This window comes from Bradyrhizobium sp. USDA 4451 (genome assembly GCF_054822585.1).
Window position 1 is genome coordinate 2,801,779 of the sequence record NZ_JBTRCH010000001.1, and the last position, 23,222, is coordinate 2,825,000.

Below are 23,222 nucleotides of genomic sequence, written 5' to 3' on the forward strand. Positions count from 1 at the left end.
TTTAGAACGAGTGCCGCCGCTTCGATTTTGACAAATTCGCCCGCCAAAGGACGCCGCATGTCCGATACCACCTCCGCCCCCCGCCGCCGCTCGCGCTTCGGCCTCTACGCGGTCCCCGTCGCGGTCCTGATCGCCGCGATCGCGTGGAGCGGTTTCTGGTTCTACGCCGCCTCGCAGGTCGGCGTGCAGGCCGATGCCTGGCGCGCCCAGGAGGCGAAGGCCGGCCGGGTCTATGATTGCGGCAACCGTTCGGTGGCGGGTTACCCGTTCCGCTTCGAGGTCCGCTGCACCGATCCGAGCGTGATGCTGGTGTCGCAGACCGCTTCGCCCGAGATGGCGTTCGTGGCGCGGCTCGCCGAGATCCTTGTCGTGGCGCAGGTCTATGACCCCAAGCTCGTGATCGCCGAGTTCAAGGGCCCGGCCACCATCGCCGAGCGCAACGCGCAGCCGACGCTGCAGGTCGACTGGAGCCTCGGGCGCAGCAGCGTGGTCGGCCTGCCGGCGGTGCCGCAGCGCGTCGCGCTGGTGTTCGACAATCTCGCCGTCGACCGCACCGGCGGTCCCGCGCCGACGCCGCTGATGCGCGTCAACCATATCGAGCTGCACGGCAGGCAGGTCGATGGCTCGGCCGCCGACAATCCCGCGATCGAGACCGTGCTGCAGATCAATGGCGGCACCTTGCAGGACGTGCATCCGCTGCTCACCCAGCCGTTCAACGCCGACATCCACGCCCGGCTCAACGGCCTGAAGGATTTCTCGCCAAAACCGTGGCCGGATCGTTTCCGCGAGATCCAGGCGGCCGGCGGCAGCGTCGAGATCCAGCAGTCGCGGATCGAGCAGGGCGACGTGCTGTCGGTCGCGGCCGGCACCTTGCGCCTGAATGCGCAAGGCCGCATCGACGGCGAATTGCAGATGACGGTCGCCGGCCTCGAACGCGTGATCCCGGCGCTCGGCATCGACAAGATGCTGGAGGAGGGCGTGCCGCAATCGACGCTCGATCGCGTCGCGCCCGGCGTCAAGAGCCAGGACCTCAGCAATCTGTTCGGTGCGCTGGATCGCGCGATCCCCGGCCTCGGCAAGGTGATCAAGCAGAACGCCAATGCCGGCATCTCCGCCGGGATCAATTCGCTCGGCACCGAGGCGGTGCTCGAAGGCAAGAAGGCACGCAGCTTCCCGCTGCGCTTCGCCGACGGCGCGGTGTTCCTGGGCCCGCTGAAAGTCGCGCAGATCCCGCCGCTGTTCTGAGCGTTGCGCTCAGTCAGCCGGGATGAAGCGGAGCGTGCCGGCGCGACGGGTCGGCTTGCCGGTGTCGTTGGTGTGGTTGACGCCGTCCATGACCGGCACCTCGGGGAAATCGAACGGGCTGACGCCGTCGAGGCAGGCCACGTTGACGGCATAGAGGCTCTGGTCGGATCGCCGCTGGTGATGGGTGTAGATGCCGCAGCCGGAGCAGAAGAAGTGCTGCGCCGTTCCGGTGTGGAAGCGGTAGCTCGTCAGCTTGTCCTCGCCTTGCAGGAACCTGATCCCGCCCATGTCCGCCATGGCGACGACGGCGCCGCGCATCCGGCAATAGGAGCAGGTGCAGCGGCGGATCGAATGGAAGCCGTCGCTGAGCGTCACCTCGAAGCGCACCGCGCCGCAATGGCATTGGCCAGCCCGAACGTTCGCCTTGTCCGCCATGTCGCATGTCCTGTTGATCGCCTGATCGCGACATGACGTATCGCCAAAATCCGAACCGGACAATCCTGCAAAAACTCGCGCATAGCGCGAGAAAAACTCACGCGAAGGCGCGGCGTGTTGTAGGGCGGGTTAGTCTTACTGCGTCACGAGTCTGTCTCCGTCGTCATTGCGAGGAGCGATAGCGACGAAGCAATCCATCCAACCGCATTTGCGGACAGATGGATTGCTTCGCTTCGCTCGCAATGACGGCTGGATTCGTTTGCAGCCTCACAGGACTGGCGGAAAAGACGTTTGTGACGCAGTAGCTTTAGGCGAAGCCTTAACCCGCCATCGATCGGTGCCGGCTGCGCGGCGGATTACGCTGACGCTAATCCGCCCTACTATTCATTATTGCCTCGCGCGCGATATCGTCCGTCGCGCCAAACTATTCCCGCGGTCGCGATGAGAAAAACGTGACCGGAATATTGCGGCCGACTGCGAATATCGTTCCCCGAGTGCCGCTCTCTCTCGACTGAGGAAACAAACTCGTGTGGAGGGATGCGATGCGAATTCTCGGGGGGATTCTGCTCGGCAGCATGCTGCTGTCGGCAGGTCCGGCTTTGGCGGAGGACGATGCGTCCGAGCTGAAGGCGTTGAAGGCACGTCTCAGGCAGCTTGAGCAGAGGATGGAGGTGCAGGCACGCAAGGAGGAGGCGCTGGCGGCAAGGCAGAGCGCGATGCGCAACACGCAGATGGCGGCGAAGGCGCCGGTGCCGTTCGATCCCTGCGCCTCGGGCAAGCTCTGCTACAAGGGCGTCACCTTCACCTTCGGCGGCTGGGTCGATCTCACCGGCATCTATCGCACCCGCAACCTCGCCTCCGATTCGGGCTCGATCTGCAACTTCATTCCGTTCCCGCAGAGCAAGAACTTCAACACCGGCGAGTCGCGCTTCACCGCGCGCCAGACCCGCTTCTCGGTGCTCGCCGAAGCCAATGCCACGGAGACCATCCACGTCGCCGGCTATGGCGAGCTCGATTTCGAGGGCGCCGCGCAGACCGCGAATTCGGTCGCGACCAACTCGTTCAACCCGCGGCTGCGGCAGGCCAGCATCGAGATCGACCGCAGCGATCTCGGCTTGCACGTGCTCGCCGGCCAGTCCTGGTCGCTGAACACACCGAGCAAGGCGGGCATCGATCCGCGTGGCGCCGATACGCCGGGCGTGATCGATTTCGAGCTGGTGCCGGGCTTCCTCGGTGCGCGGCAGCCGGGCGTCCGCGTCTGGCAGGATATCGGGCCCGAGTTCAAGCTCGCGGTCTCGGCCGAAAACCCGCAGACCTCGTTCTTCGGCGGCAATACGCCGCTGGTCGGCACGCCCGCGGTCGGGCCGCAGGGTGTCCTCAATCCGAACCTGCTGGTGAACCTGACCGGTCCTGGCGGCAGCTTCTTCAACAGCCTGAACAATGTCAGCCTCAACCACGTGCCCGATGTCACCGTGAAGGGAGCGTGGGATCCGCGGCTCGGGCCGTACAAGGTGCATGTTGAGGCATGGGCGCTGTATCGCGACTTCTACGATCGCTTCAACTTCGCCAATCACGACGTCAACACGGTGAGTTTCGGCGGCCATCTCTCGGCCGAGATCGTGCCGAAGACGCTGGAAGTGCAGGCCTCGGCATCCTACGGCGCGCTCGGCCGCTTCACGGCGACGCCGTTCCCCGATGCGACGGTGCGCCAGGATGGCTCGATCCAGCCGTTGCCGATCACGGCCTTCCTGGTCGGCTCGGTCTGGCATACGACGCCGGAGCTCGATCTCTACGCCTATGCCGGGCTGGAGAAGACCAAGGCGACCTTCTCCAATGTCGGCACGGTGCCGTTCGGCTATGGCAATCCGCTCTACAACAATCTCGGCTGCAACATCGAGAACTCGCCGGCGGCGACCTGCAACGGCAACACGTCGGAGGTCAGGCAGTATACCGTCGGCTTCTACGACACGATCTTCAAGGGCGCCTACGGCACCATCAAGGCCGGCGCGCAATATTCCTACACCCAGCGCTTTGCCTTCGAGGGCGTCGGCGGCGCGCCGAGGACGGACGATCACATCATCATGTCGCAGCTCCGCTACTACCCGTTCTCACCGTAGGAGCGGAGTGAGGAACGCAGAGCCGGAAGGAGGCCGCACATGAGGATCGTGACCAGACCGAAGGGCAGGGCCGTGATCGCCCGCGAGCTGATGATGATCAGCCGCGTCGCGCATGTGTTGCAGCGGACCGGGCTGGCGATGGCCGGTGCCATGGGCGGCACCTTCGTGGCCGCCCAGCTCGCGAAGGGGCACGTCGCCTTCTTCGGTACGCTGGCCTTCATCGCGACCACGATCGTGATCGGTGCTGTCGGCTTCTATCTCGGCATCGACATTCCGAAGCCGGCGATGCGCGTGACGGGCCGCATCGATGCCGTCGAGCTGATGAGCGCGGCCGGCATCTTCCTCGCCGCACTGGCCGCGCTGGTGTCGGTCTACGGCATCGTGTTCGACGAGATCCCGCCGCGGGCCTGGGAGTTCGTGATCGGCGCATGGTGGTTCGGCGGCATCGTCATGCTGGCAATCGCCGGCCTGGTCGGCCGTCAGCGGCTGGCACAGAAGGTTGTGGCGATATCGGCGGGGCCGATCAGGGATCAGCGGATGCGTCGGTGACGGTCGCGAGCCCGCGCCGTTCCGATTTTCAGAATTTAACTTGACATCCGACCCAACTCAGATGTTCAATACGCGCATCTCACCCGATCGAGGGGCGCTGCGCATCGTCAGGAGTGTTGCGGTGAGATGCGGTGGACGCTGCTTGCGCACTGACGACGTGCACAGTGTAGCGGACGGCGAAATCGTGCAGACCTGACGCCCTAGCGGCAGGTGTCTCCCGCGAGATGCGACAGCGTTTCGCAGCGACGGTGACAAACAAGCCCAGTCTCACCGGGGCGAGCACGTATAAGCCGTAAAACCATCGCGCAGGGAAAGCCGGGATGTTCCCGGTTACACCTGTGGTCCTACCTCCCGCGTTTTTTATTACGCGGGACCCATGGGTGCGATCGGCACCCGGCTTTCCCTGCGCCCTCTGCTTTCAGGGCGGCGAAAACGACATGCAAAAGCTCGGACGATTCATGTCGCGAGAACGCGAAGCTGCGTCCCACCCACACCTGTCATCGCCCGGCTCGACCGGGCGATCCAGTACGCCGCGGCTTCTCGACTCAAGCACAGCCGCCTCTGGAATACTGGATCACCCGCTTTCGCGGGTGATGACACCGCGTTGTTTGGTTACGGCTTTCGCCAGGACGACACAGGAGAAGGCTGCGCGCTCGATCCTACTTCTTCAAATTCGCATGCGGGCGGCCGAAGTCGGGTGCGGCGGAATCCTGGCCGGTCTCGACGATGCCGCGGCGGATGGCGCGGGTGCGGGTGAAGTGGTCGAACAGCGCGTCGCCGTCGCCGCGGCGGATCGCGCGGGTCAGCTTCGACAGGTCCTCGGTGAAGGTGCCGAGCATCTCGAGCACGGCGTCCTTGTTGGCGAGGAACACGTCGCGCCACATCGTGGGATCGGACGCCGCGATGCGGGTGAAGTCGCGGAAGCCGCCGGCGGAGAATTTGATGACCTCGGATTCCGTCACCTGCGCCAGCTCGTCGGCGGTGCCGACGATGGTGTAGGCGATCAGATGCGGCAGATGGCTGGTGATCGCGAGCACGAGATCATGATGATCCGGCGTCATGATCTCGACCTTGGCGCCGAGCCCGGCCCAGAACGCGCGCAGCCGGTCGGTCGCGGCGGGATCGGTGCCGTTGGGCGGCGTCAGGATGCACCAGCGGTTGATGAACAGCTCGGCGAAGCCGGAATCCGGACCCGAATGCTCGGTGCCGGCCACCGGATGCGCCGGCACGAAGTGCACGGTGTCAGGTAGATGCGGCGCCATGTCCTTGACCACGGCGCCCTTCACCGAGCCGACGTCGGAGATGATGGCGCCCGGCTTCAGCTGCGCCGCGATCTCGGCCGCTACCGCGCCGCAGGCGCCGACCGGGATGCAGAGGATGACGAGATCGGCATCCCTGACCGCCTCGATATTGGTCGCGACGACGCGATCGACGATCCCAAGCTCGGCGACGCGGGCACGCGTCTGCGCCGAGCGCGCGGTGGTGACGATCTCGCCGACCAGGCCCTGCGCGCGGGCGCCGCGCGCGATCGAGCCGCCGATCAGGCCGAAGCCGATCAGCGCGATGCGGTTGAAGAGCGGAGCGGTGGTCACGATGTCACTTTCCAGCCAGGAAGTCGCGCAGCCCCTCGACCACGAGGCGGTTGGCTTCCTCGGTGCCAATGGTCATGCGCAGCGCATGCGGCAGCTTGTAATTGTTGAGCGCGCGCAGCACGAGGCCGCGCCGCGTGAGATAGGCGTCGGCTTCGGCCGCGGTCTTGCCCTGGTCGGTCGGGAAGTGGATCAGCACGAAATTGGCGACGCTCGGCGTCACCTTCAGTCCGAGCTTGCCGATCTCCTCGGTCAGCCAGTTGCGCCATTGTTCGGTATGGGTCCGCGACATCTGCACATGCGCGCTATCCTCGATCGCTGCCACCGCCGCCAGCATCGCAGGCGTGGTGACATTGAACGGACCGCGGATCCGGTTGCAGGCATCGACGATATGCGCCGGCCCGAACATCCAGCCGACCCGCAGCGCGGCAAGCCCGTGGATCTTCGAGAAGGTGTGCGTCACCACGGTGTTGTCGGTGGTCGCGACCAGCTCGATGCCGAGCTCGTAGTCGTTGCGCGAGACATAGTCGGCATAAGCCGCGTCGAGCACCAGCAGCACATGCGAGGGCAGCGCGGTGCGCAGCCGCTTGACCTCGTCGAACGGGATATAGGTGCCGGTCGGATTGTTCGGGTTGGCGAGCCAGACCAGCTTCGTGCGCGGCGTCACCACCTTGAGGATGGCGTCGACATCGGCGGTGAAGTTGCTCTCGGCCGCGATTACGTTCTTGGCGCCGTTCGCCATGGTGGCGATCGGGTAGACCAGGAAGCCATGAGTGGTCGAGATCGCCTCGTCGCCGGGCGCCAGATAGGTGTGCGCCAGCAGATTGAGGATCTCGTCGGAGCCGGCGCCGCAGATGATGCGGTCGGGATCGAGCCCATAGGCGCGGCCGATCGCCTCGCGCAGCACCCGCGAGGTGCCCTCCGGATAATCCTCGAGATGGTCAGCTGCCGCCTTGTAGGCCGCGATCGCCTTCGGCGACGGCCCGAACGGGGTCTCGTTGGCGGACAGCTTGAACACCTTGCGGCCCGGTTCCGGCACCGGGCTCTTGCCGGGCGTATAGGGCGCAATATCGAGGATGCCGGGGTTCGGCACGGGGCGGGACATCATCAACTCCGAACAGAGCGTTTTCCAGCGAAGTGGATACCGGTTCGCGTCAAGAAAACGCGTCAAAACAAAAATCTATACGGGCGGCTAGCTCTTTGGCGACCCGTTGGAGGGCACCGTATAGCGCGTTGCGTGGCTGCCGACGAGGGCCGAGGAGCGCACCGAGGCGCCGGCCTCGATCAAAGCGAGCTTGATCTTCTCGAAATCATGGCCGGCGACCGAGACCAGCAGCGCCGCGCCGTCGAAAGCGGTGTCGGGCACTGCGACGATCTCGGCGAGCGGGGCGAGCGCGCGGGCGGTATCGGCATTCCAGCCGGATACCCGTACGCTCCACATCTGGACCTCCGTCACCATCGCATCGTCGGCGACGCGGGAGACCAGGAACACCGGCAGCGCGGCGGGATGGTCGGCGCGCTCCAGGAACGGCAGCCGCGCGATGATCTTCGGCGCGCCCTCGGCCTCCAGCGCATTCCACCACGGCGTGCGGCTTGCGATCGCGGAGACCAGCGCGAGGTCGCCCTTCGATTTCGCCACCGCCTCGACCGCGGCCTGCGCGCTGAAATGCGAGACGTAGGGCACCACGAAGCCGAAGTGAAACCGCGCCGAGTCGCGCATCGCGGACTCGCCCACCGACACGTCGGCATGCACCGCGAACGGTGCTTGCACATAGGTGAAGGTCGAGATGATGACGCGCCAGATGCCCTCGATGGTGTCGAGCGGCAGGATGCCGCGATGGCGCTGCACCAGCTCGCGCATCATGCTGGCCTCGCGCGCCGGACGGAACGCCGAGCCGACCTCCTGGGTCTTCTTGACCTGGATCAGGCGGTCGATGATGTCGCCGCGCGCCATCAGCAGGCGGTGGACCTGCGCGTCGATCGCGTCGATCTCCTTGCGCAGCTCCTGCAGCGAGGGCGGCGACGGGGGTGGGTTGGACATGCTCTCAAACCTTGTCGTCAGGGCGGCCCGTTGCCGCCTCGGACAGGGTCCCTGATTAGGAAAGACGGCCGCCGAAAGCAAAGAGAAACGTCGCAGGCGTGCCTTGCGCATTCGGTTAACCATCGGCGCCCGATGGGGGGACGCTCGCCGGCCGCCTTGACGGCGGGGGGCCTGAGGACTAGGTTCGCTGCACTCCGTGGTCATTTGAGCCGGCCGGCTTGCAGCCACGTTAAACAACTCGCTAAACAGGCCGGGGACAGATCAGCTCCCGGCCGAACCTATGTTCAGGCCGGGTTTTTTATTGGCCTGATTTCTGTTCGAGCCCTCCCGCGCGGGAGGCAGGGTCGCTGAGATGAGCAACGTGCGTCCGATACCGAGCCCGCAAACCCAGAGCGATGATCGCGCCCATGAGGCCGATCATCCGTCGTCATTGGTGGCAAAGTTCGGCATGGACCAGCCGCTGAGGCTCGATTGCGGCGTCGATCTTGCGCCGTTCCAGATCGCCTATCAGACCTATGGCCAGCTCAATGCCGACAGGACCAACGCGATCCTGGTCTGCCACGCACTGACCGGCGATCAGCACGTCAACAACACCCATCCGGTCACCGGCAAGCCCGGCTGGTGGGAGACCATGGTCGGTATCGGCAGGCCGATCGATCCCGACAAGTACTTCATCATCTGCTCCAACGTGATCGGCGGCTGCATGGGCTCGACCGGCCCCGCCTCGCTGAACCCGGCGACCGGCAAGGTGTGGGGGCTGGATTTCCCGATCATCACGATCCCCGACATGGTGCGCGCGCAGGCGATGCTGATCGATCGCCTCAGCATCGCGACGCTGTTCTGCGTGGTCGGCGGCTCGATGGGCGGCATGCAGGTGCTGCAATGGACGGCGGCCTATCCGGAGCGCGTGTTCGCGACGCTGGCGATCGCCTGCTCGACGCGGCATTCGGCGCAGAACATCGCGTTCCACGAGCTCGGCCGCCAGGCCGTGATGGCCGATCCGGACTGGCGCGGCGGACGCTATGTCGACGAGGACACCCATCCGCATCGCGGGCTCGCGGTGGCGCGGATGGCCGCGCACATCACCTATCTGTCGGATGCCGCGCTGCACCGCAAGTTCGGGCGGCGGATGCAGGACCGCGAGCTGCCGACCTTCTCGTTCGATGCGGATTTCCAGGTCGAGAGCTATCTGCGCTACCAGGGCTCGTCCTTTGTCGAGCGCTTCGACGCCAACTCCTATCTCTATCTGACCCGCGCGATGGACTATTTCGACATCGCCGCCGACCATAACGGCGTGCTGGCGAAGGCGTTCGCCGGCATCAAGACCCGGTTCTGCGTGGTGTCGTTCACCAGCGACTGGCTGTTCCCGACCTCGGAGTCGCGCGCGCTGGTGCATGCGCTGAATGCGTCGAGCGCGCGGGTGTCGTTCGCCGAGATCGAGACCGACAAGGGGCACGACGCCTTCCTGCTCGACGTGCCCGAATTCCTCGACATCTCCCGCGCCTTCCTGCTGTCCGCAGGCAAGGCGCGCGGATTGAAGGACGGCGGCCAGTCATGAGCATGCAGCAGACACTGCCCTTGCCGGGCGTCGCGCCGGAGCGCACCGGCGGCTATCGCAGGGATCATCTTCTGGTCGCCGAGATGGTGCGGCCGGGCTCGCGGGTGCTCGACGTCGGCTGCGGCGATGGCGAGCTGTTGCAGCTGCTGGAAAGCCGCGGCATCGACGGTCGCGGCATCGAGCTGTCGCGCGAGGGCGTCAATGGCTGCGTCGCCAAGGGGCTCGCAGTGGTGCAGGGCGACGCCGACACCGACCTCGTCAACTACCCCGACGATGCGTTCGACTACGTGATCCTGTCGCAGACCTTGCAGGCGACGCGGCAGCCCAAGGCGGTGCTGGAGAACCTGCTTCGGATCGGCCAGCGCGCCATCGTCTCGTTCCCGAATTTCGGGTTCTGGAAGATGCGGCTGCAGCTGCTGATCGGCGGCCACATGCCGCGCACCGAGAATCTGCCGGCAAGCTGGTACGACACGTCAAACATCCATTTCTGCACCATCAAGGATTTCGTGCAGCTCTGCGAAGAGATCAACGTCAAGATGGAGCGCGCGGTCGCGCTCGATCTCTACGGCCGCCCGGTGCCGCTCAATCTGCCGTGGTGGGTGTGGAACATGTTCGGCGAGCAGGGCGTGTTCCTGCTCAGCAGGGGCGGGCAGGGGAAGTGACGCTTGCGTCACTTTCGTCATTCCGGGGCGATGCGCAGCATCGAACCCGGAATCCATTCATCCATGGAGTCTGCGGCCTAATGGATTCCGGGTTCACGCTTCGCGTGCCCCGGAATGACGGCTCAAACCGGCGCCGCCACCAGCGACCTCGGATCGCGCACCGTCCAGCGGCCGGCCTCGACCAGCGCGATGAAGCGCTCCACCATCTCGTTGAACAGCGCCGGCTCCTCGAGATTGAGCACATGGCCCGACTTCGGGAACAACGACAGCCCGGCGGCCGGCAGATGCTGCTTCAGGAACAGGCTGGGCGCGATGCAATTGTCGTCCTCGTCGCCGCACAGGATCAGCGCCGGCGTCGCGGCGCGCCTGATGGCGTCGGTCATGGTGTAGATTGAGGGCCGGCCGCCTTGAAAGCTGCGCATCGTGTTGGCCGAGCCCTTGGCATCGTGGCGGGCGAGCGCGGCGTAGAAGTCGGCATGGCCGCGCGGGTCCTTCACCAGGAAGGGAATCCGGCTCGGCGCCTCACGCGTCACCTTGGCGACCTCGACCGAACCGATGGTCTCGTACTGCTCGGCATTGGCGCGACACTGCGCGCGGAAGGCTTCGAGGGTCTCGAGCGACGAGCCGGAGCCGACCGCGGCGAGCGTCATCGACAGCACACGCTCCGGCGCGTTGAGGGCGACTTGCAGCGACGAATAGGAGCCCATCGACAGGCCGATGAAATGCGCACTTGCGATGCCGAGATGATCGAGCACCGCAAGCGCGTCGGTGTAGAAGTGCTTGTAGGTGTAGACCTCGGCACTCGCCGGCACGTCGGACGGCGTGTAGCCGCGCGCGGAATAGGCGATGCAGCGGTGGCCGCGCGAGAAGTAGCGCATCTGCGGCTCCCAATTGGTGTGATCGGCTGCGAACTCGTGCAGGAAGATGATCGGGGAGCCGTGTCCTGCCTCCTCGAAATAGAGGCGGACATGATCTTTCGTGGTGGCGTAGGGCATTGGAATTCTCCTCTCGTTGGCCGGCCCGAGATTTGCAATTAATTTCCGCGGCTGCAATGCGGCAGTTCCGACTATTTTCGTCATGGAATTTGCCCGGAATGACCCAGAAATCGTTTCCGCAGCGCCGCATCAAATCTTCCTCTCGCCACATCCGGATTTTCAAAACCATCGCCGCGTTTTCCAGGGGAATTGCAGGGGAACGCGACGGGGAGTTGGGGGGGCGTTGCAGAGGATCTCGAGAAGTATGGTTCAGTTGCTTGCGTATCGCCGGTCGCTTCGTGTTTTGGCGCTGGCTCTGTGTTCGCTCACCCTTGCCGTGATCTCCGCCGCTCCGGCATCCGCCCGTCCGCATCATTCGCGTCACGCGCATTCGGCCCATGCCGGCCATCACGCGCGTCACGCTGGTCATCAGCACTATCGGCACGGAGTGCGGCTGTCGCGCGCCGAGCGCCGCGAACGGCGGATGCAGCCGGATGATTTCGCCGAGGCCAATGCCGCGGTATTGCCGGGCAACGCCGAAGCCGTGCCCAACACCGGCGGCGTGAGCATGGCGGGCGGCTTCGGCTCGTCCGGCATCGTCGCCGCGGCGCGCCGCTATCTCGGCGGCGGCAACCCGACCGGCCGCTCCAGCCTGTGGTGCGCGCGCTTCATGAACATGGTGCTGCAGCAGACCGGTCACCGCGGCACCGGCTCCGACATGGCGAGCTCGTTCGCCAAATACGGTACGCGCGTCTCCGGACCGCAGGTCGGCGCCATCGCCGTGATGGGCCGCCGCGGCGGCGGCCATGTCGGCATCATCACCGGGGTCGACGCCAAGGGCAATCCGATCATGATCTCGGGCAACACCAGCCATCGCGTCCGCGAGCTGCCGGTCTCGCGCGGCCGGATCTACGCCTATGTGATGCCGACGAACTGAGGCAGGATCATCTATCTCTCCCCGGGGGATGTGGCAGAGGTGGCTATTCGCGGCACGAGGTCAGTCGGCGCTGCCGGCTGGCTTCACTTCTCGTGCTCCTTCGCCTCGATCGTATCGACGTTGGTGGCCTCGAGGTTGCTCAAGGGGACTTCGACCGCGGCGGGTTGATACCAGGCGAATTGCGAGAAGTAGTTCGCCAGCACCTGATCCTTGAAGAACCGGCCATGCCGCGCGAAAATCTCGTTCCGCGCGACGCGCAGCTCGATCGCCGACATGTCCTTGAGATCGGCGTCGGTGAGAAATCGCCGATCGGAATCAGGGAAGAGGAAGCCGTCATGCGCCTTGGCGCGCTGCGTGACCGAGGCCGGCACGGCGGGCGGCGTCGTGCGCCCCACGGTGCTCTGATCGTCCTGTCCGCCCGACGTCACCACCGTATGCTCGAACGCGGGCCCGACGGTCCAGACCGCCAGCGCCAACGCCGCGGCGGCGACGCCTGCGCCGTACGTCCAGTAGCGCCTGATCGGCGAAACCTCGCGCAGTGGCGATTGTCCGGCTTCGCTCAGGACCTCGTTGATCGTGTCGATCAGGCGGGCCATGTGCATGCGGAAATCCTGACCGGAGTCGACTCGGGCCGCGTTGCAGAAGTGCAGGAAGCGAAGCGATTCCGGCAGCTCGGCTGCCTCCGGCATGGTTGCGCCGTTCACCAGCAGCGGCAGCAGCGTCTTGTTGTGCTTCAGCGCCGTCTCGATCTCGAAGCGCACGGAATCATTGGGATCCTCCAGGCGCGTAGGCTTCCCGTCATCGCTCTTGCCGGTCCAGTGCGGGCCGATCACGGCGATGACGATGTCGCAGGCGATGATGGCCTTGGCGATTCGGTCGACGAAGTTGGCGCCGGTGCGAATGCTGTTGACGTCGAAGAAGACGGACTTCTCGCCGTACTTCTCGATCAGATGGTCTGCGATGCGGCCCGCTGTGTCCTGATCGACCCGCCGGTACGAAACCATGATCATGCTCATGGCAACCCCGTGCAATCAATTTCGACAAATTTTGCTGCAATTCAAAATGTCGGGTGAAGTCTATTTCACGCAACCGAACATTGCAATGCGATCCGCGTCTATGCGTGTTCAAGGAATACGGAGCGGACCGTGACTTACTGCGGTTCCGCAGCAATGGTGTCGCCGACCGCCGCGCCGCCGTCGCTGATGATCTCGGCGTAGATGCCGCATTCATTGTTGCCGAAGCGCTGCATCAGCGTGTTCGGGACCGAGAGATCGCGCGCGCCGGTATCGGGATCGACATTGACCGCGGCACAGCGTGTGATCCGCTTCACAACTTTTGCCCGTGCACTGCCGATCGCAATGGTCTGGTCGAGCAGGCTCGCCTCATGCCAGGCCGGCCAGCCCTCGACATAGAGATTGGCGCGGAAGCGCAGCGGATGCACCGGCGCGTGCACCATCTCTTCGATCGCCCGCAGGCTCGCCAGGTTGATGATCGAGACCACCTTGCGCGGCACGTCGGAGAAGCTGTGGCCCGGGCTGACCAGCACCTTCGGCGGTCCCTTGATCTGGCCGGCATGACCGTCGGCGAAATAGCGCTCGATCGCCGCACGGCCGGCTTCCGTCTCGAGGTCGCCCTGGGCCAGCATCGCGCCGTCCCGGCGCAGCGTCAGCACGTGGCTGTCATCGTCGAAATGGGCGCGCAGCGGCGCCAGCCACTCGTCCCGTTGCAGCATCAGAAAATGCGGCTTCGCCAGCCATGTCGGCGCCGACGGATCGAACCCGCTCGGGCCGTTCTCGATCGCGTAACGGCGATCCGAGCGCAGCGTCTCGCCGACCTTGAGCTCTGCACGGGGCAGGGCCTCGGGCGTCAGACCCTTCACGGGGTAGCGGTAGATGCCGGTGATCCGGGCGGAGGAGGTGTGCGTCGTGTCCATCCGTCCGCTCTAGCCTGTTTGGCGGGCTGGGAGAACTGCCGGGAGCGGTGAGGCAGCTAGTCGGGCCGCGCCGCGCCTGGCATGTCCAGCACGCGCTGCATGAACACGAGTTCGAGCCAGCGGCCGAACTTGCGTCCGACCTCCGGCATCCTTGCGACCTCGACGAAGCCCAGCTGCGCGTGCAGCCTGAGCGAGGCGGGATTGCCGCCGTCGATACCGGCGATCATGACATGCTTGCCGAGCGCGGTGGCTGCGGCGATCAGCTCATCGACGATGAGGCGGCCGAGCCCGCGGCCGCGATGGTCGGCATGGATATAGACGCTGTGCTCCACGCTGTAGCGGTACCCCGGGAAGGTCCGGAAGTCGCCGAACGTGCCATACCCAAGCACCACAGGCCCCTCGGCCGCGACCAGCACCGGGTAGCCCAGCGCCAGCCGGGCCTTCATCCAGGCCAGCCGCTCGGCCTCGGAATCTTGCTTCTCCGTCCAGATCGCGTTCGAGTTGACGACCGCCTCATTGAAGATCGCGGTGATCGCAGGGATGTCCTGCTCCGTGGCGGGGCGGATAATCATTGGTCTTCCTCGACAAGCCGCTTGAATGGACCCCATCGTCTACTATATAAGACGGTATGTCAATTATAGAAGACAAGGCCGATGAGGCTCTCGGGCGGCGGGTTCGCGCCGAACGGGAAGGGCGCGGCTGGTCGCTGGCGGAACTCGCCGGGCGGGCCGGCGTGTCCAAGGCCATGCTGAGCAAGATCGAGCGTGCGGAGGCCAGCCCGACCGCGGCGACGTTATCGCGGATCGCCACGGCCTATGGTCTGACCATGGCCGCGTTGTTCGAGGTTGCCGCAGGCCATGCGCGTCTGCAGCGGGCCAAGGATCAGCCGGTGTGGCGCGATCCCAAGGCGGCCTATCTGCGGCGCCAGGTGTTCCTGCATCCGGCCCATCCGCTGGAGCTGGTCGAGGTCGAGCTGCCCGCCAATCAGGAGGCCGGCTTCCCCGCCAGCGCCTATCACTTGATCCGTCAGGTGGTCTGGGTGATCAGCGGCCGCCTCACCTTGATGGAAGGCGCGGAGCGCCATGAGCTCGCCGCGGGCGACCGCGTCGAGCTCGGCCCGCCGTCCGACATCGTCTTCCGTAACGAAACTGCTCAGCCTTGCCGCTACCTTGTCGCCATCGTGCGGCGCTGAGATCGAACAGGCGAAATCGCAGAGTGGCTCTTCCGTTTTGGAACCAAGTGCCCACATCTGCGGCAAGCCTGAAAAATGATGGCGACGACCAGAGGCTGGTTGAGGAACGTCAACGCGGCCCGCGGAAACCCAATGAAGATGCTGTTGTCATGCCTGCATGGGTGACGACGGCAGGCCGAGGGAAAACGAATGAACATCGAGAAGTACACCGAGCGCGCGCGCGGATTCATCCAGTCTGCCCAATCGCTCGCAATGCGCGACGGTCACCAGCAGTTCTCACCGCTGCATCTGTTGAAGGTGCTGCTGGACGACAATGAGGGGCTCGCCGGCGGTCTGATCGACCGTGCTGGCGGCAATTCCAGAGCGATCCTGAAATCGACTGAAGAGGCACTGAACAAGCTGCCGAAGGTCTCGGGCAACGGTGCCGGACAGGTCTACCTGTCGCCGGAGCTGGCGCGCGCCTTCGATGCGGCGGAAAAGGCCGCCGACAAGGCCGGCGATAGCTTTGTCACAGTCGAGCGGCTGCTGCTCGGGCTCACGCTCGAGAAGGGCAGCGAGGCTGCGAATATCCTGAGCAAGGGTGGCGTCACGGCGCAGAACCTGAACGCGGCGATCGAAGCGCTGCGCAAGGGCCGCACCGCCGATAGCGCGACCGCCGAGAATGCCTATGACGCGCTGAAGAAATATGCCCGCGACCTCACCCAGGCTGCGCGCGACGGCAAGCTCGATCCCGTGATCGGCCGCGACGAGGAGATCCGCCGCACCATCCAGGTGCTGTCGCGGCGGACCAAGAACAATCCCGTCCTGATCGGCGAGCCCGGCGTCGGCAAGACCGCGATCGTCGAGGGCCTGGCGCTGCGCATCCTCAACGGCGACGTGCCGGAGAGCCTGAAGGACAAGAAGCTGCTGTCGCTCGACATGGGCGCTTTGATCGCCGGCGCGAAATATCGCGGCGAGTTCGAGGAGCGGCTGAAATCCGTGCTGCAGGAGGTCTCGACCGCCGAGGGCGGCATCATCCTGTTCATCGACGAGATGCACACGCTGATCGGTGCCGGCAAGACCGACGGCGCGATGGATGCGTCCAACCTGTTGAAGCCGGCGCTCGCGCGCGGTGAGCTGCACTGTATCGGTGCGACCACGCTCGACGAGTACCGCAAGCATGTCGAGAAGGATGCCGCGCTGGCCCGCCGGTTCCAGCCGATCTATGTCAGCGAGCCGACGGTCGAGGACACCATCTCGATCCTGCGCGGCCTGAAGGACAAGTACGAGCAGCATCACGGCGTGCGCATCACCGACTCGGCGCTGGTGGCCGCGACCACGCTGTCGAACCGCTACATCACCGACCGCTTCCTGCCCGACAAGGCCATCGACCTGATGGACGAGGCGGCGGCGCGGCTGAAGATGCAGGTCGATTCCAAGCCTGAGGAGCTCGATTCGCTGGATCGCGACATCATCCGGCTCAAGATCGAGCAGGAGGCGCTGAAGAAGGAGAGCGATGCCGGCTCGAAGAGCCGCTTGCAGACGCTGGAGAAGGAGCTCGCCGGCCTCGAGGAGCGGTCGACCGCTTTGACGGCGCGCTGGAGCGCGGAGAAGAACAAGCTCTCCAACGCCCAGAAGCTGAAGAGCGAACTCGATGCGCTCCGCGTCGAATTGGCCAATGCGCAGCGGCGCGGCGAATTCCAGAAGGCGGGCGAGCTGGCCTATGGCCGGATCCCCGAGCTGGAACGGAAGCTCGCCGATATCGAGGCAGCCGAAAGCAGCAAGCCGAACGGCGGCGAGATGATGGAGGAGGCGGTCACCGCCAACCACATCGCGCAGGTCGTTTCGCGCTGGACCGGCGTGCCGGTCGACAAGATGCTCGAGGGCGAAAAGGACAAGCTCCTGAGAATGGAGGACGCACTCGCCAAGCGCGTCGTCGGCCAGGCCGAAGCCGTGCGTGCGGTGGCAACCGCGGTGCGTCGTGCCCGGGCCGGCCTGCAGGATCCGAACCGGCCGACCGGCTCGTTCATGTTCCTGGGGCCGACCGGCGTCGGCAAGACCGAGCTGACCAAGGCGCTCGCCGCTGACCTGTTCAACGACGAGACCGCGATGGTCCGCCTCGACATGTCGGAGTTCATGGAGAAGCACTCGGTCTCGCGGCTGATCGGCGCGCCTCCCGGCTATGTCGGCTACGACGAGGGTGGTGCATTGACCGAAGCCGTGCGGCGCCGGCCCTACCAGGTCGTGCTTTTCGACGAGATCGAGAAGGCGCATCCCGACGTCTTCAACGTGCTGTTGCAGGTGCTCGATGACGGCCGCCTGACCGATGGTCAGGGCCGCACCGTCGATTTCCGCAACACGCTGATCATCATGACCTCGAACCTCGGTTCGGAATTCCTGGTGAATCAACCGGAAGGCGAGGACACTGCTGAGGTCCGCGATCAGGTGATGGGCGTCGTGCGGGCGCATTTCAGGCCGGAATTCCTGAACCGCATCGACGAGATCATCCTGTTCCACCGGCTGCAGCGCAGCGAGATGGGCCGCATCGTCGAGATCCAGTTCGCGCGGCTCACCAAGCTGCTCGAGGATCGCAAGATCGAGCTGACGCTCGACGCCAAGGCGCGGGACTGGCTCGCGGAGAAGGGCTGGGATCCGGCTTACGGCGCCCGTCCGTTGAAGCGGGTGATCCAGCGCAACGTGCAGGATCCGCTGGCCGAGATGATCCTCGCCGGCGAGGTCAAGGACGGCGATCGCGTGCTGATCTCGGTGAAGGGCAACGTGCTGACCTTCAACGGTCAGGTCTCCAAAACCGCCGAGATCGTGCAGTTCGACGCCCCGGTCTCGAAGCGCAAGCTGAACTGAGCATTTCAGTCACGAAACTGGATGCGGCCTGGCGACGGGCCGCATCCGCGGGCATTCGACAGCCGCCGCGACGGGGTTCCTGTCTGGCGGCCTGATTCTTGGGGCCGGATTTCGGCCGAAGGGGCGAATTCGCGGTCTGGGGCAGCACGATCAACAGCACCCATGCCACGATCGACATGCTGCTGCCGCTCGCGGCCGTCGCGTTCGGGCTGACCGCGATCGGAATCGTCTTCCTGATCTGCGCGAGCCTTGCACCGTAAAGCACCGTCACTCCTGCGGGACGATCGGCGGTGAGGGGTCGTCATCCTCGACGGGCTCCAGCTCGGAGAGGATATCGACCAGCTCGCGCGCGCGGCCCGTGGCCAGCGGCCTGCCGTCATTGATCAGCGGTTCGTCATTGGCGAGCCAGGCCTTTGCCTCGGCAAGCTCGGCGGGGGTCGCTCCGGATGCGATGATTCTCGCGATCGTGACGTCGTCGGCGTTGCCGACGGCTTTCAGCACATCATCACGGGTGAGGCTGGCCATGCGCTCCTCCTCTGCAAGGGGGATTTTGAAGGGGGCCTTGGCCGGGACAAGCCGAATCGGCGGCGGATCGTTCCGTCCGGAACGGCCTGAAGCAGGTTCCGCCGTTAGCGGTTGGTGGTGGAGCGGGTCTGCGACGTCGAGCTCGTGGCATCCGAGACGATGCGCGAGCTGCCGCGGCTGGACATCTGGGCTTCGATCTTGTCGCGGGCCTGTTCGAAGCTCGCCAGCATCGGGCCTTCGAGCGAACGGCCGCGCGGCAGTTTCACGCGCATCGGGTCGACGAACCGGCCGTTGACCAGGATTTCGTAATGGACGTGTGGGCCGGTCGACTGGCCGGTCGAGCCGACGAAGCCGATCACCTGGCCCTGCCGCACCTTCTTGCCGATCTCCATGCCCTTGGCGAAGGCCGACATGTGGCCGTAGGCCGTCTCGTAGCCATTGGCATGCTTCATGCGGATATATTTGCCGTAACCGCCCTCGTATCCGACTTTCTCGAGCACGCCGTTGCCGGAGGCGAAGATCGGCGTGCCGTAGGCGGTGGCCCAGTCGACGCCGGTGTGCATCTTCACATAGCCGAGGATCGGGTGGCGGCGGCCGCCGAAGCCCGAACGCATGATCGCGTTGTTGACCGGCTTGCGCACCAGGAACTTCTTCGCGCTCTTGCCGGTCTCGTCATAGTAGTCGACGAGGCCGTCGTCCGAGCTCTGGAAGCGGTAGTATTTCTTGGTTTCGCCGCCGACCGTCAGCGCAGCGTAGAGCACTTCGGTCTTTTCGGTGCTGGTGACGCCTTCGTCCTCGCCGGCAAAGAACACGTCGAAGGAATCTCCGGGCTGCACCTTGCGCTGGAAGTCGACGTCGTAGGAGTAGATCTTGACCATGTCCTCGATGACGCTCGGCGGCACCTTGTTGCGCAGCGCGGTCTCGTAAATGCTCTGATAGAGCCGCACGCCGCTGCCATCATCCTCGTCATCGTCGCTGGAATTGTCGGCGGTGTCGGTCGTGGTGTTCATGCTCTGCACGTCGACGGCGACGTATTTGCCGAGATCGGACAGTGCGGCGACGGCTTCGACCACGGAATCGTTGGCGACGACGACGCGATAGGGCTGCAGCCTGACATTCGGTCCGGGAGCTGCCGGCGCCATCAGGATCCGCACCTTCTGGCCTTCCTTCAGGCCGCCGTCGCGGCCGCGCGGGCCGAGCGTTGCGGCAATCGCCTTCGCCTCGTCTGATGTCGCGCCCTGATCGCGCAGGATCGAGGTGATGCTGTCGCCCTTCTTGACGACATGGACCCGTTCACCGACCGGATTGCCGCCGGTGACCTGCTCCTTGGTCTTCGGCAGCAGGGTGACATTTTCCGGCACCACGCGGGTCTCGAAGCCGGCATAGGGATCGGAGGTGTTGCCCTCGGTAGCGTAAGCCATCCGCATGTCGGGCCCGGCGCCGCTTGCGTCGGCCGTGGCATTGGCCAGCGAGGCGTAGCGCACTGAACTGCCGGAGCCGCGCCAATTGGCGGCGTCGCGCACCCGCATCAGGATGTCGTCGAGCCCGACGCCGGCGGCGAGCTTGGCCTTCGGCAGCACCGATCCGAGATCCCTGGTGACGAAAGAGACCTCGGCGTCCGGCTCGGCGGCATCGGCCGCATTCGGATCCTCGGCCGCCGTCGGCGTGTCGGAGCCGACATCGGTCAACAGTCGCTGTGCATTGAACGGCGGTATCTTGGACGACAGATCGCTCGTGGTCATCGAGAGATTGCCGGAAATCCGGATGAAGGGCCGCACCCGCATCACGTCGCGATTGCCGACACGGGTCACGGTCGAGACGCGCACCAGGCTGCGCGAGGCGGAGGATTCGCTCGGCGGCGGCAGGCGGTCACCCTTGTGCAGGCTGACGACGCGATCGGTGCCGGTGAAGGCGCCGCGCAGCGCGCCTTCGACGCGCTCCGGCACCTTGGCGAAGGTCATCTCGCCGTCGAGCGACGCAAAAACGGCGCCGCCGATCAGGGCCGCGCCACAGAGTCCGGTGAGAATGGTGCCGCTGAACCATTGTACGGAGACACGGCGGCGATCGATCACCGCGGCCTCGGTGCCGTCGACCGAAAGCGGCGGTTCGTGACCGAGATCGATCATCCCGGTCTCGCGCCCAATGCCGCTTCCGCGTGACGCCCGTTGGCTCAACCCTGCATCCCCCCAAATTCCAGCAACTGCGATCGTCCTCTGCTCGTCCTCATCTCCACCTTGATCCTCCGAGGAGGAATCCCGGCAGCGTGGCGAGCCACACGCATCGATGTCGAAGAGACGAAGGCCATTCGCCGGCCGCACGCTCGAACATCAATGGTGTGCAGATCTCTCGATATTGCTCGGCCGCGTAGGAAAGAGGCGACTGGTTCTCGAAGAAATCGCCTGGTCCCCAGAAAAACCCCCCGTGCCCCCACAGGTTACGAGCGGTTCAGTGCATCTCTTATAGCCAGAACGTCGCAGGATTGTGGCTCAAGTGCGGCATTTAGGGTGGAAAAGTTTCCTGAGACGGGCCGGTGCCGCAGCCCCACCTGGAGCGGCTTGGAACCCGTTCCGACGGGCCTGACGGGCTCCCCGGGGACAAACTTTTTTTGAAGTTTTTTACCAAGCGGGTTCGGTGGCGAATTTTTACCGCCGACCTAAGCCACGGAAAGCACGAGAATTTCTTCGCGCTGCACAACGGATTTGGGCGTGCGACGATTTGTTGACAATGGGCGTTGACAATCCGGAGGGGTGGGGACTATAAACCAACCACTGAGCGCGGCGCCGCCGGGTCACTGACCAAGGCGAGCGAACGCGCCTCTGATGCTCCTCACCTAGATGAGTGACACAACAGCCGACAACAATCGGTTGAGGTTCACTGTCTGCCGGTGAAGGGTAGAACCACCCTCTAAGGGTGTGGGGTCGTCTGATCCCGGGCTGTTTGACAAGTGAAGATGAAGAAAGAGAAACGTGGACGGCGGAGTCCTTGCGTCTCTCGGAGTACTCGAAAGCTTCGGCTTTTGATTTCTGAGAGTGGACGAAAGACTTCGGCGGTACACGTTTAAAGGTTACACCATCGCTGCCAACGATGTGAATCGCAGGCGGCTCGTTGACTTCGGTCGACGAAGAATGGTGGGACCTCGTCAAACGTTGTGATCAGCCGGTTCAAAGGTTTCAAGTCCAACTTGAGAGTTTGATCCTGGCTCAGAGCGAACGCTGGCGGCAGGCTTAACACATGCAAGTCGAGCGGGCATAGCAATATGTCAGCGGCAGACGGGTGAGTAACGCGTGGGAACGTACCTTTTGGTTCGGAACAACTGAGGGAAACTTCAGCTAATACCGGATAAGCCCTTACGGGGAAAGATTTATCGCCGAAAGATCGGCCCGCGTCTGATTAGCTAGTTGGTGAGGTAATGGCTCACCAAGGCGACGATCAGTAGCTGGTCTGAGAGGATGATCAGCCACATTGGGACTGAGACACGGCCCAAACTCCTACGGGAGGCAGCAGTGGGGAATATTGGACAATGGGCGCAAGCCTGATCCAGCCATGCCGCGTGAGTGATGAAGGCCCTAGGGTTGTAAAGCTCTTTTGTGCGGGAAGATAATGACGGTACCGCAAGAATAAGCCCCGGCTAACTTCGTGCCAGCAGCCGCGGTAATACGAAGGGGGCTAGCGTTGCTCGGAATCACTGGGCGTAAAGGGTGCGTAGGCGGGTCTTTAAGTCAGGGGTGAAATCCTGGAGCTCAACTCCAGAACTGCCTTTGATACTGAAGATCTTGAGTTCGGGAGAGGTGAGTGGAACTGCGAGTGTAGAGGTGAAATTCGTAGATATTCGCAAGAACACCAGTGGCGAAGGCGGCTCACTGGCCCGATACTGACGCTGAGGCACGAAAGCGTGGGGAGCAAACAGGATTAGATACCCTGGTAGTCCACGCCGTAAACGATGAATGCCAGCCGTTAGTGGGTTTACTCACTAGTGGCGCAGCTAACGCTTTAAGCATTCCGCCTGGGGAGTACGGTCGCAAGATTAAAACTCAAAGGAATTGACGGGGGCCCGCACAAGCGGTGGAGCATGTGGTTTAATTCGACGCAACGCGCAGAACCTTACCAGCCCTTGACATCCCGGTCGCGGACTCCAGAGACGGAGTTCTTCAGTTCGGCTGGACCGGAGACAGGTGCTGCATGGCTGTCGTCAGCTCGTGTCGTGAGATGTTGGGTTAAGTCCCGCAACGAGCGCAACCCCCGTCCTTAGTTGCTACCATTTAGTTGAGCACTCTAAGGAGACTGCCGGTGATAAGCCGCGAGGAAGGTGGGGATGACGTCAAGTCCTCATGGCCCTTACGGGCTGGGCTACACACGTGCTACAATGGCGGTGACAATGGGATGCTAAGGGGCGACCCTTCGCAAATCTCAAAAAGCCGTCTCAGTTCGGATTGGGCTCTGCAACTCGAGCCCATGAAGTTGGAATCGCTAGTAATCGTGGATCAGCACGCCACGGTGAATACGTTCCCGGGCCTTGTACACACCGCCCGTCACACCATGGGAGTTGGTTTTACCTGAAGACGGTGCGCTAACCGAAAGGGGGCAGCCGGCCACGGTAGGGTCAGCGACTGGGGTGAAGTCGTAA

General features: G+C 64.3%; 19 protein-coding genes, 1 rRNA gene and 1 riboswitch (1 of these 21 running past the window's edge). Of the genes, 10 read left to right on the forward strand and 10 right to left on the reverse strand.

All coding sequences use genetic code 11. The features are described 5' to 3' along the window. Positions 1–57: 57 nt before the first annotated feature. Positions 58–1,245 (forward strand): DUF2125 domain-containing protein, encoded by a 1,188-nt coding sequence (locus tag ACVMB0_RS12925; RefSeq protein WP_456750412.1) that lies wholly within the window; start codon positions 58–60, stop codon positions 1,243–1,245. Between the two features lie 9 nt (positions 1,246–1,254). On the opposite strand, the gene ACVMB0_RS12930 is transcribed toward ACVMB0_RS12925, so the two are convergent. After that, positions 1,255–1,680, reverse strand: a complete 426-nt coding sequence (locus tag ACVMB0_RS12930) for a GFA family protein (RefSeq protein WP_456750411.1) — start codon at positions 1,678–1,680, stop codon at positions 1,255–1,257. A 542-nt stretch (positions 1,681–2,222) separates the two neighbouring features. Here ACVMB0_RS12930 and ACVMB0_RS12935 point away from each other — a divergent pair. Beyond that, positions 2,223–3,797 carry a hypothetical protein gene (locus ACVMB0_RS12935; protein ID WP_461346475.1) on the forward strand — a complete coding sequence of 525 codons (1,575 nt, stop codon included), beginning with the start codon at positions 2,223–2,225 and terminating at the stop codon, positions 3,795–3,797. Between the two features lie 39 nt (positions 3,798–3,836). Continuing rightward, positions 3,837–4,346 (forward strand): hypothetical protein, encoded by a 510-nt coding sequence (locus tag ACVMB0_RS12940; protein ID WP_461346476.1) that lies wholly within the window; start codon positions 3,837–3,839, stop codon positions 4,344–4,346. Positions 4,347–5,005: 659 nt separating this feature from the next. Here the strand turns inward: ACVMB0_RS12940 and ACVMB0_RS12945 are convergent. From ACVMB0_RS12945 to ACVMB0_RS12955, 3 genes are all read right to left on the reverse strand, one after another. Next, the gene (locus ACVMB0_RS12945; RefSeq protein WP_461346477.1) at positions 5,006–5,938 is read right to left on the reverse strand and encodes a prephenate/arogenate dehydrogenase family protein; all 933 of its coding nucleotides are present in this window, start codon (positions 5,936–5,938) and stop codon (positions 5,006–5,008) included. 4 nt (positions 5,939–5,942) lie between these two features. Further along, positions 5,943–7,040: a histidinol-phosphate transaminase gene (hisC, locus tag ACVMB0_RS12950; protein ID WP_461346478.1), complete on the reverse strand. Its 1,098-nt coding sequence runs from the start codon at positions 7,038–7,040 to the stop codon at positions 5,943–5,945. An 87-nt stretch (positions 7,041–7,127) separates the two neighbouring features. After that, positions 7,128–7,976, reverse strand: a complete 849-nt coding sequence (locus tag ACVMB0_RS12955; RefSeq protein ID WP_456750406.1) for a chorismate mutase — start codon at positions 7,974–7,976, stop codon at positions 7,128–7,130. 186 nt (positions 7,977–8,162) lie between these two features. Next, positions 8,163–8,242, forward strand: a riboswitch (SAM riboswitch). A gap of 86 nt (positions 8,243–8,328) precedes the next feature. On the opposite strand from ACVMB0_RS12955, the gene metX reads away from it, so the two are divergent. Together metX and metW are read left to right on the forward strand one after the other, a co-directional pair. Next, entirely contained in the window at positions 8,329–9,534 is a 1,206-nt protein-coding gene (metX, locus tag ACVMB0_RS12960) for a homoserine O-acetyltransferase MetX (RefSeq protein WP_461346479.1), read from the forward strand. Continuing rightward, on the forward strand, positions 9,531–10,196 hold the full coding sequence (gene metW, locus ACVMB0_RS12965) for a methionine biosynthesis protein MetW (protein WP_456750404.1): 666 nt from the start codon (positions 9,531–9,533) through the stop codon (positions 10,194–10,196). The genes metX and metW overlap by 4 nt, the downstream gene beginning before the upstream one ends. A 122-nt stretch (positions 10,197–10,318) precedes the next feature. On the opposite strand, the gene ACVMB0_RS12970 is transcribed toward metW, so the two are convergent. After that, positions 10,319–11,191, reverse strand: coding sequence for an alpha/beta fold hydrolase (locus tag ACVMB0_RS12970; RefSeq protein WP_461346480.1), 873 nt, complete (start codon positions 11,189–11,191; stop codon positions 10,319–10,321). 244 nt (positions 11,192–11,435) lie between these two features. Here ACVMB0_RS12970 and ACVMB0_RS12975 point away from each other — a divergent pair, with 244 nt between their 5' ends. Continuing rightward, complete coding sequence (locus ACVMB0_RS12975; RefSeq protein WP_461346481.1) at positions 11,436–12,107, forward strand: TIGR02594 family protein; 672 nt, start codon at positions 11,436–11,438, stop codon at positions 12,105–12,107. An 83-nt stretch (positions 12,108–12,190) separates the two neighbouring features. Here ACVMB0_RS12975 and ACVMB0_RS12980 read toward each other — a convergent pair whose 3' ends face one another. The 3 genes from ACVMB0_RS12980 to ACVMB0_RS12990 all read right to left on the reverse strand — a co-directional run bounded on the left by ACVMB0_RS12980 (position 12,191) and on the right by ACVMB0_RS12990 (position 14,612). After that, complete coding sequence (locus ACVMB0_RS12980) at positions 12,191–13,111, reverse strand: YARHG domain-containing protein (protein ID WP_461346482.1); 921 nt, start codon at positions 13,109–13,111, stop codon at positions 12,191–12,193. Positions 13,112–13,257: 146 nt separating this feature from the next. Next, a complete protein-coding gene (locus ACVMB0_RS12985) occupies positions 13,258–14,040 on the reverse strand; it encodes an MOSC domain-containing protein (RefSeq protein ID WP_461346483.1) in 783 nt (260 codons plus the stop codon). 56 nt (positions 14,041–14,096) lie between these two features. Beyond that, positions 14,097–14,612, reverse strand: coding sequence for a GNAT family N-acetyltransferase (locus tag ACVMB0_RS12990; protein WP_461346484.1), 516 nt, complete (start codon positions 14,610–14,612; stop codon positions 14,097–14,099). Between the two features lie 56 nt (positions 14,613–14,668). On the opposite strand from ACVMB0_RS12990, the gene ACVMB0_RS12995 reads away from it, so the two are divergent. The 3 genes from ACVMB0_RS12995 to ACVMB0_RS13005 all read left to right on the forward strand — a co-directional run bounded on the left by ACVMB0_RS12995 (position 14,669) and on the right by ACVMB0_RS13005 (position 18,333). Then, the gene (locus tag ACVMB0_RS12995; RefSeq protein ID WP_461346485.1) at positions 14,669–15,232 is read left to right on the forward strand and encodes a helix-turn-helix domain-containing protein; all 564 of its coding nucleotides are present in this window, start codon (positions 14,669–14,671) and stop codon (positions 15,230–15,232) included. A gap of 189 nt (positions 15,233–15,421) precedes the next feature. After that, on the forward strand, positions 15,422–18,073 hold the full coding sequence (clpB, locus tag ACVMB0_RS13000) for an ATP-dependent chaperone ClpB (RefSeq protein ID WP_461346486.1): 2,652 nt from the start codon (positions 15,422–15,424) through the stop codon (positions 18,071–18,073). A gap of 98 nt (positions 18,074–18,171) precedes the next feature. After that, complete coding sequence (locus tag ACVMB0_RS13005; RefSeq protein ID WP_461346487.1) at positions 18,172–18,333, forward strand: hypothetical protein; 162 nt, start codon at positions 18,172–18,174, stop codon at positions 18,331–18,333. A gap of 7 nt (positions 18,334–18,340) precedes the next feature. On the opposite strand, the gene ACVMB0_RS13010 is transcribed toward ACVMB0_RS13005, so the two are convergent. Beyond that, on the reverse strand, positions 18,341–18,598 hold the full coding sequence (locus ACVMB0_RS13010; protein ID WP_461346488.1) for a hypothetical protein: 258 nt from the start codon (positions 18,596–18,598) through the stop codon (positions 18,341–18,343). Between the two features lie 104 nt (positions 18,599–18,702). Continuing rightward, positions 18,703–20,772 (reverse strand): peptidoglycan DD-metalloendopeptidase family protein, encoded by a 2,070-nt coding sequence (locus ACVMB0_RS13015; protein WP_461346489.1) that lies wholly within the window; start codon positions 20,770–20,772, stop codon positions 18,703–18,705. A gap of 1,003 nt (positions 20,773–21,775) precedes the next feature. On the opposite strand from ACVMB0_RS13015, the gene ACVMB0_RS13020 reads away from it, so the two are divergent. Then, a 16S ribosomal RNA gene (locus ACVMB0_RS13020) occupies positions 21,776–23,222 on the forward strand (it continues 42 nt past the right edge of the window).

Coding starts and splice junctions, on each gene's coding strand:
- ACVMB0_RS12925 (WP_456750412.1), top strand. CDS start 58: ATGTCCGATACCACCTCCGCCCCCCGCCGCCGCTCGCGCTTCGGCCTC.
- ACVMB0_RS12930 (WP_456750411.1), bottom strand. CDS start 1,680: ATGGCGGACAAGGCGAACGTTCGGGCTGGCCAATGCCATTGCGGCGCG.
- ACVMB0_RS12935 (WP_461346475.1), top strand. CDS start 2,223: ATGCGAATTCTCGGGGGGATTCTGCTCGGCAGCATGCTGCTGTCGGCA.
- ACVMB0_RS12940 (WP_461346476.1), top strand. CDS start 3,837: ATGAGGATCGTGACCAGACCGAAGGGCAGGGCCGTGATCGCCCGCGAG.
- hisC (WP_461346478.1), bottom strand. CDS start 7,040: ATGTCCCGCCCCGTGCCGAACCCCGGCATCCTCGATATTGCGCCCTAT.
- ACVMB0_RS12955 (WP_456750406.1), bottom strand. CDS start 7,976: ATGTCCAACCCACCCCCGTCGCCGCCCTCGCTGCAGGAGCTGCGCAAG.
- metX (WP_461346479.1), top strand. CDS start 8,329: ATGAGCAACGTGCGTCCGATACCGAGCCCGCAAACCCAGAGCGATGAT.
- metW (WP_456750404.1), top strand. CDS start 9,531: ATGAGCATGCAGCAGACACTGCCCTTGCCGGGCGTCGCGCCGGAGCGC.
- ACVMB0_RS12970 (WP_461346480.1), bottom strand. CDS start 11,191: ATGCCCTACGCCACCACGAAAGATCATGTCCGCCTCTATTTCGAGGAG.
- ACVMB0_RS12975 (WP_461346481.1), top strand. CDS start 11,436: ATGGTTCAGTTGCTTGCGTATCGCCGGTCGCTTCGTGTTTTGGCGCTG.
- ACVMB0_RS12980 (WP_461346482.1), bottom strand. CDS start 13,111: ATGGTTTCGTACCGGCGGGTCGATCAGGACACAGCGGGCCGCATCGCA.
- ACVMB0_RS12985 (WP_461346483.1), bottom strand. CDS start 14,040: ATGGACACGACGCACACCTCCTCCGCCCGGATCACCGGCATCTACCGC.
- ACVMB0_RS12990 (WP_461346484.1), bottom strand. CDS start 14,612: ATGATTATCCGCCCCGCCACGGAGCAGGACATCCCTGCGATCACCGCG.
- ACVMB0_RS12995 (WP_461346485.1), top strand. CDS start 14,669: ATGTCAATTATAGAAGACAAGGCCGATGAGGCTCTCGGGCGGCGGGTT.
- clpB (WP_461346486.1), top strand. CDS start 15,422: ATGAACATCGAGAAGTACACCGAGCGCGCGCGCGGATTCATCCAGTCT.
- ACVMB0_RS13010 (WP_461346488.1), bottom strand. CDS start 18,598: ATGGCCAGCCTCACCCGTGATGATGTGCTGAAAGCCGTCGGCAACGCC.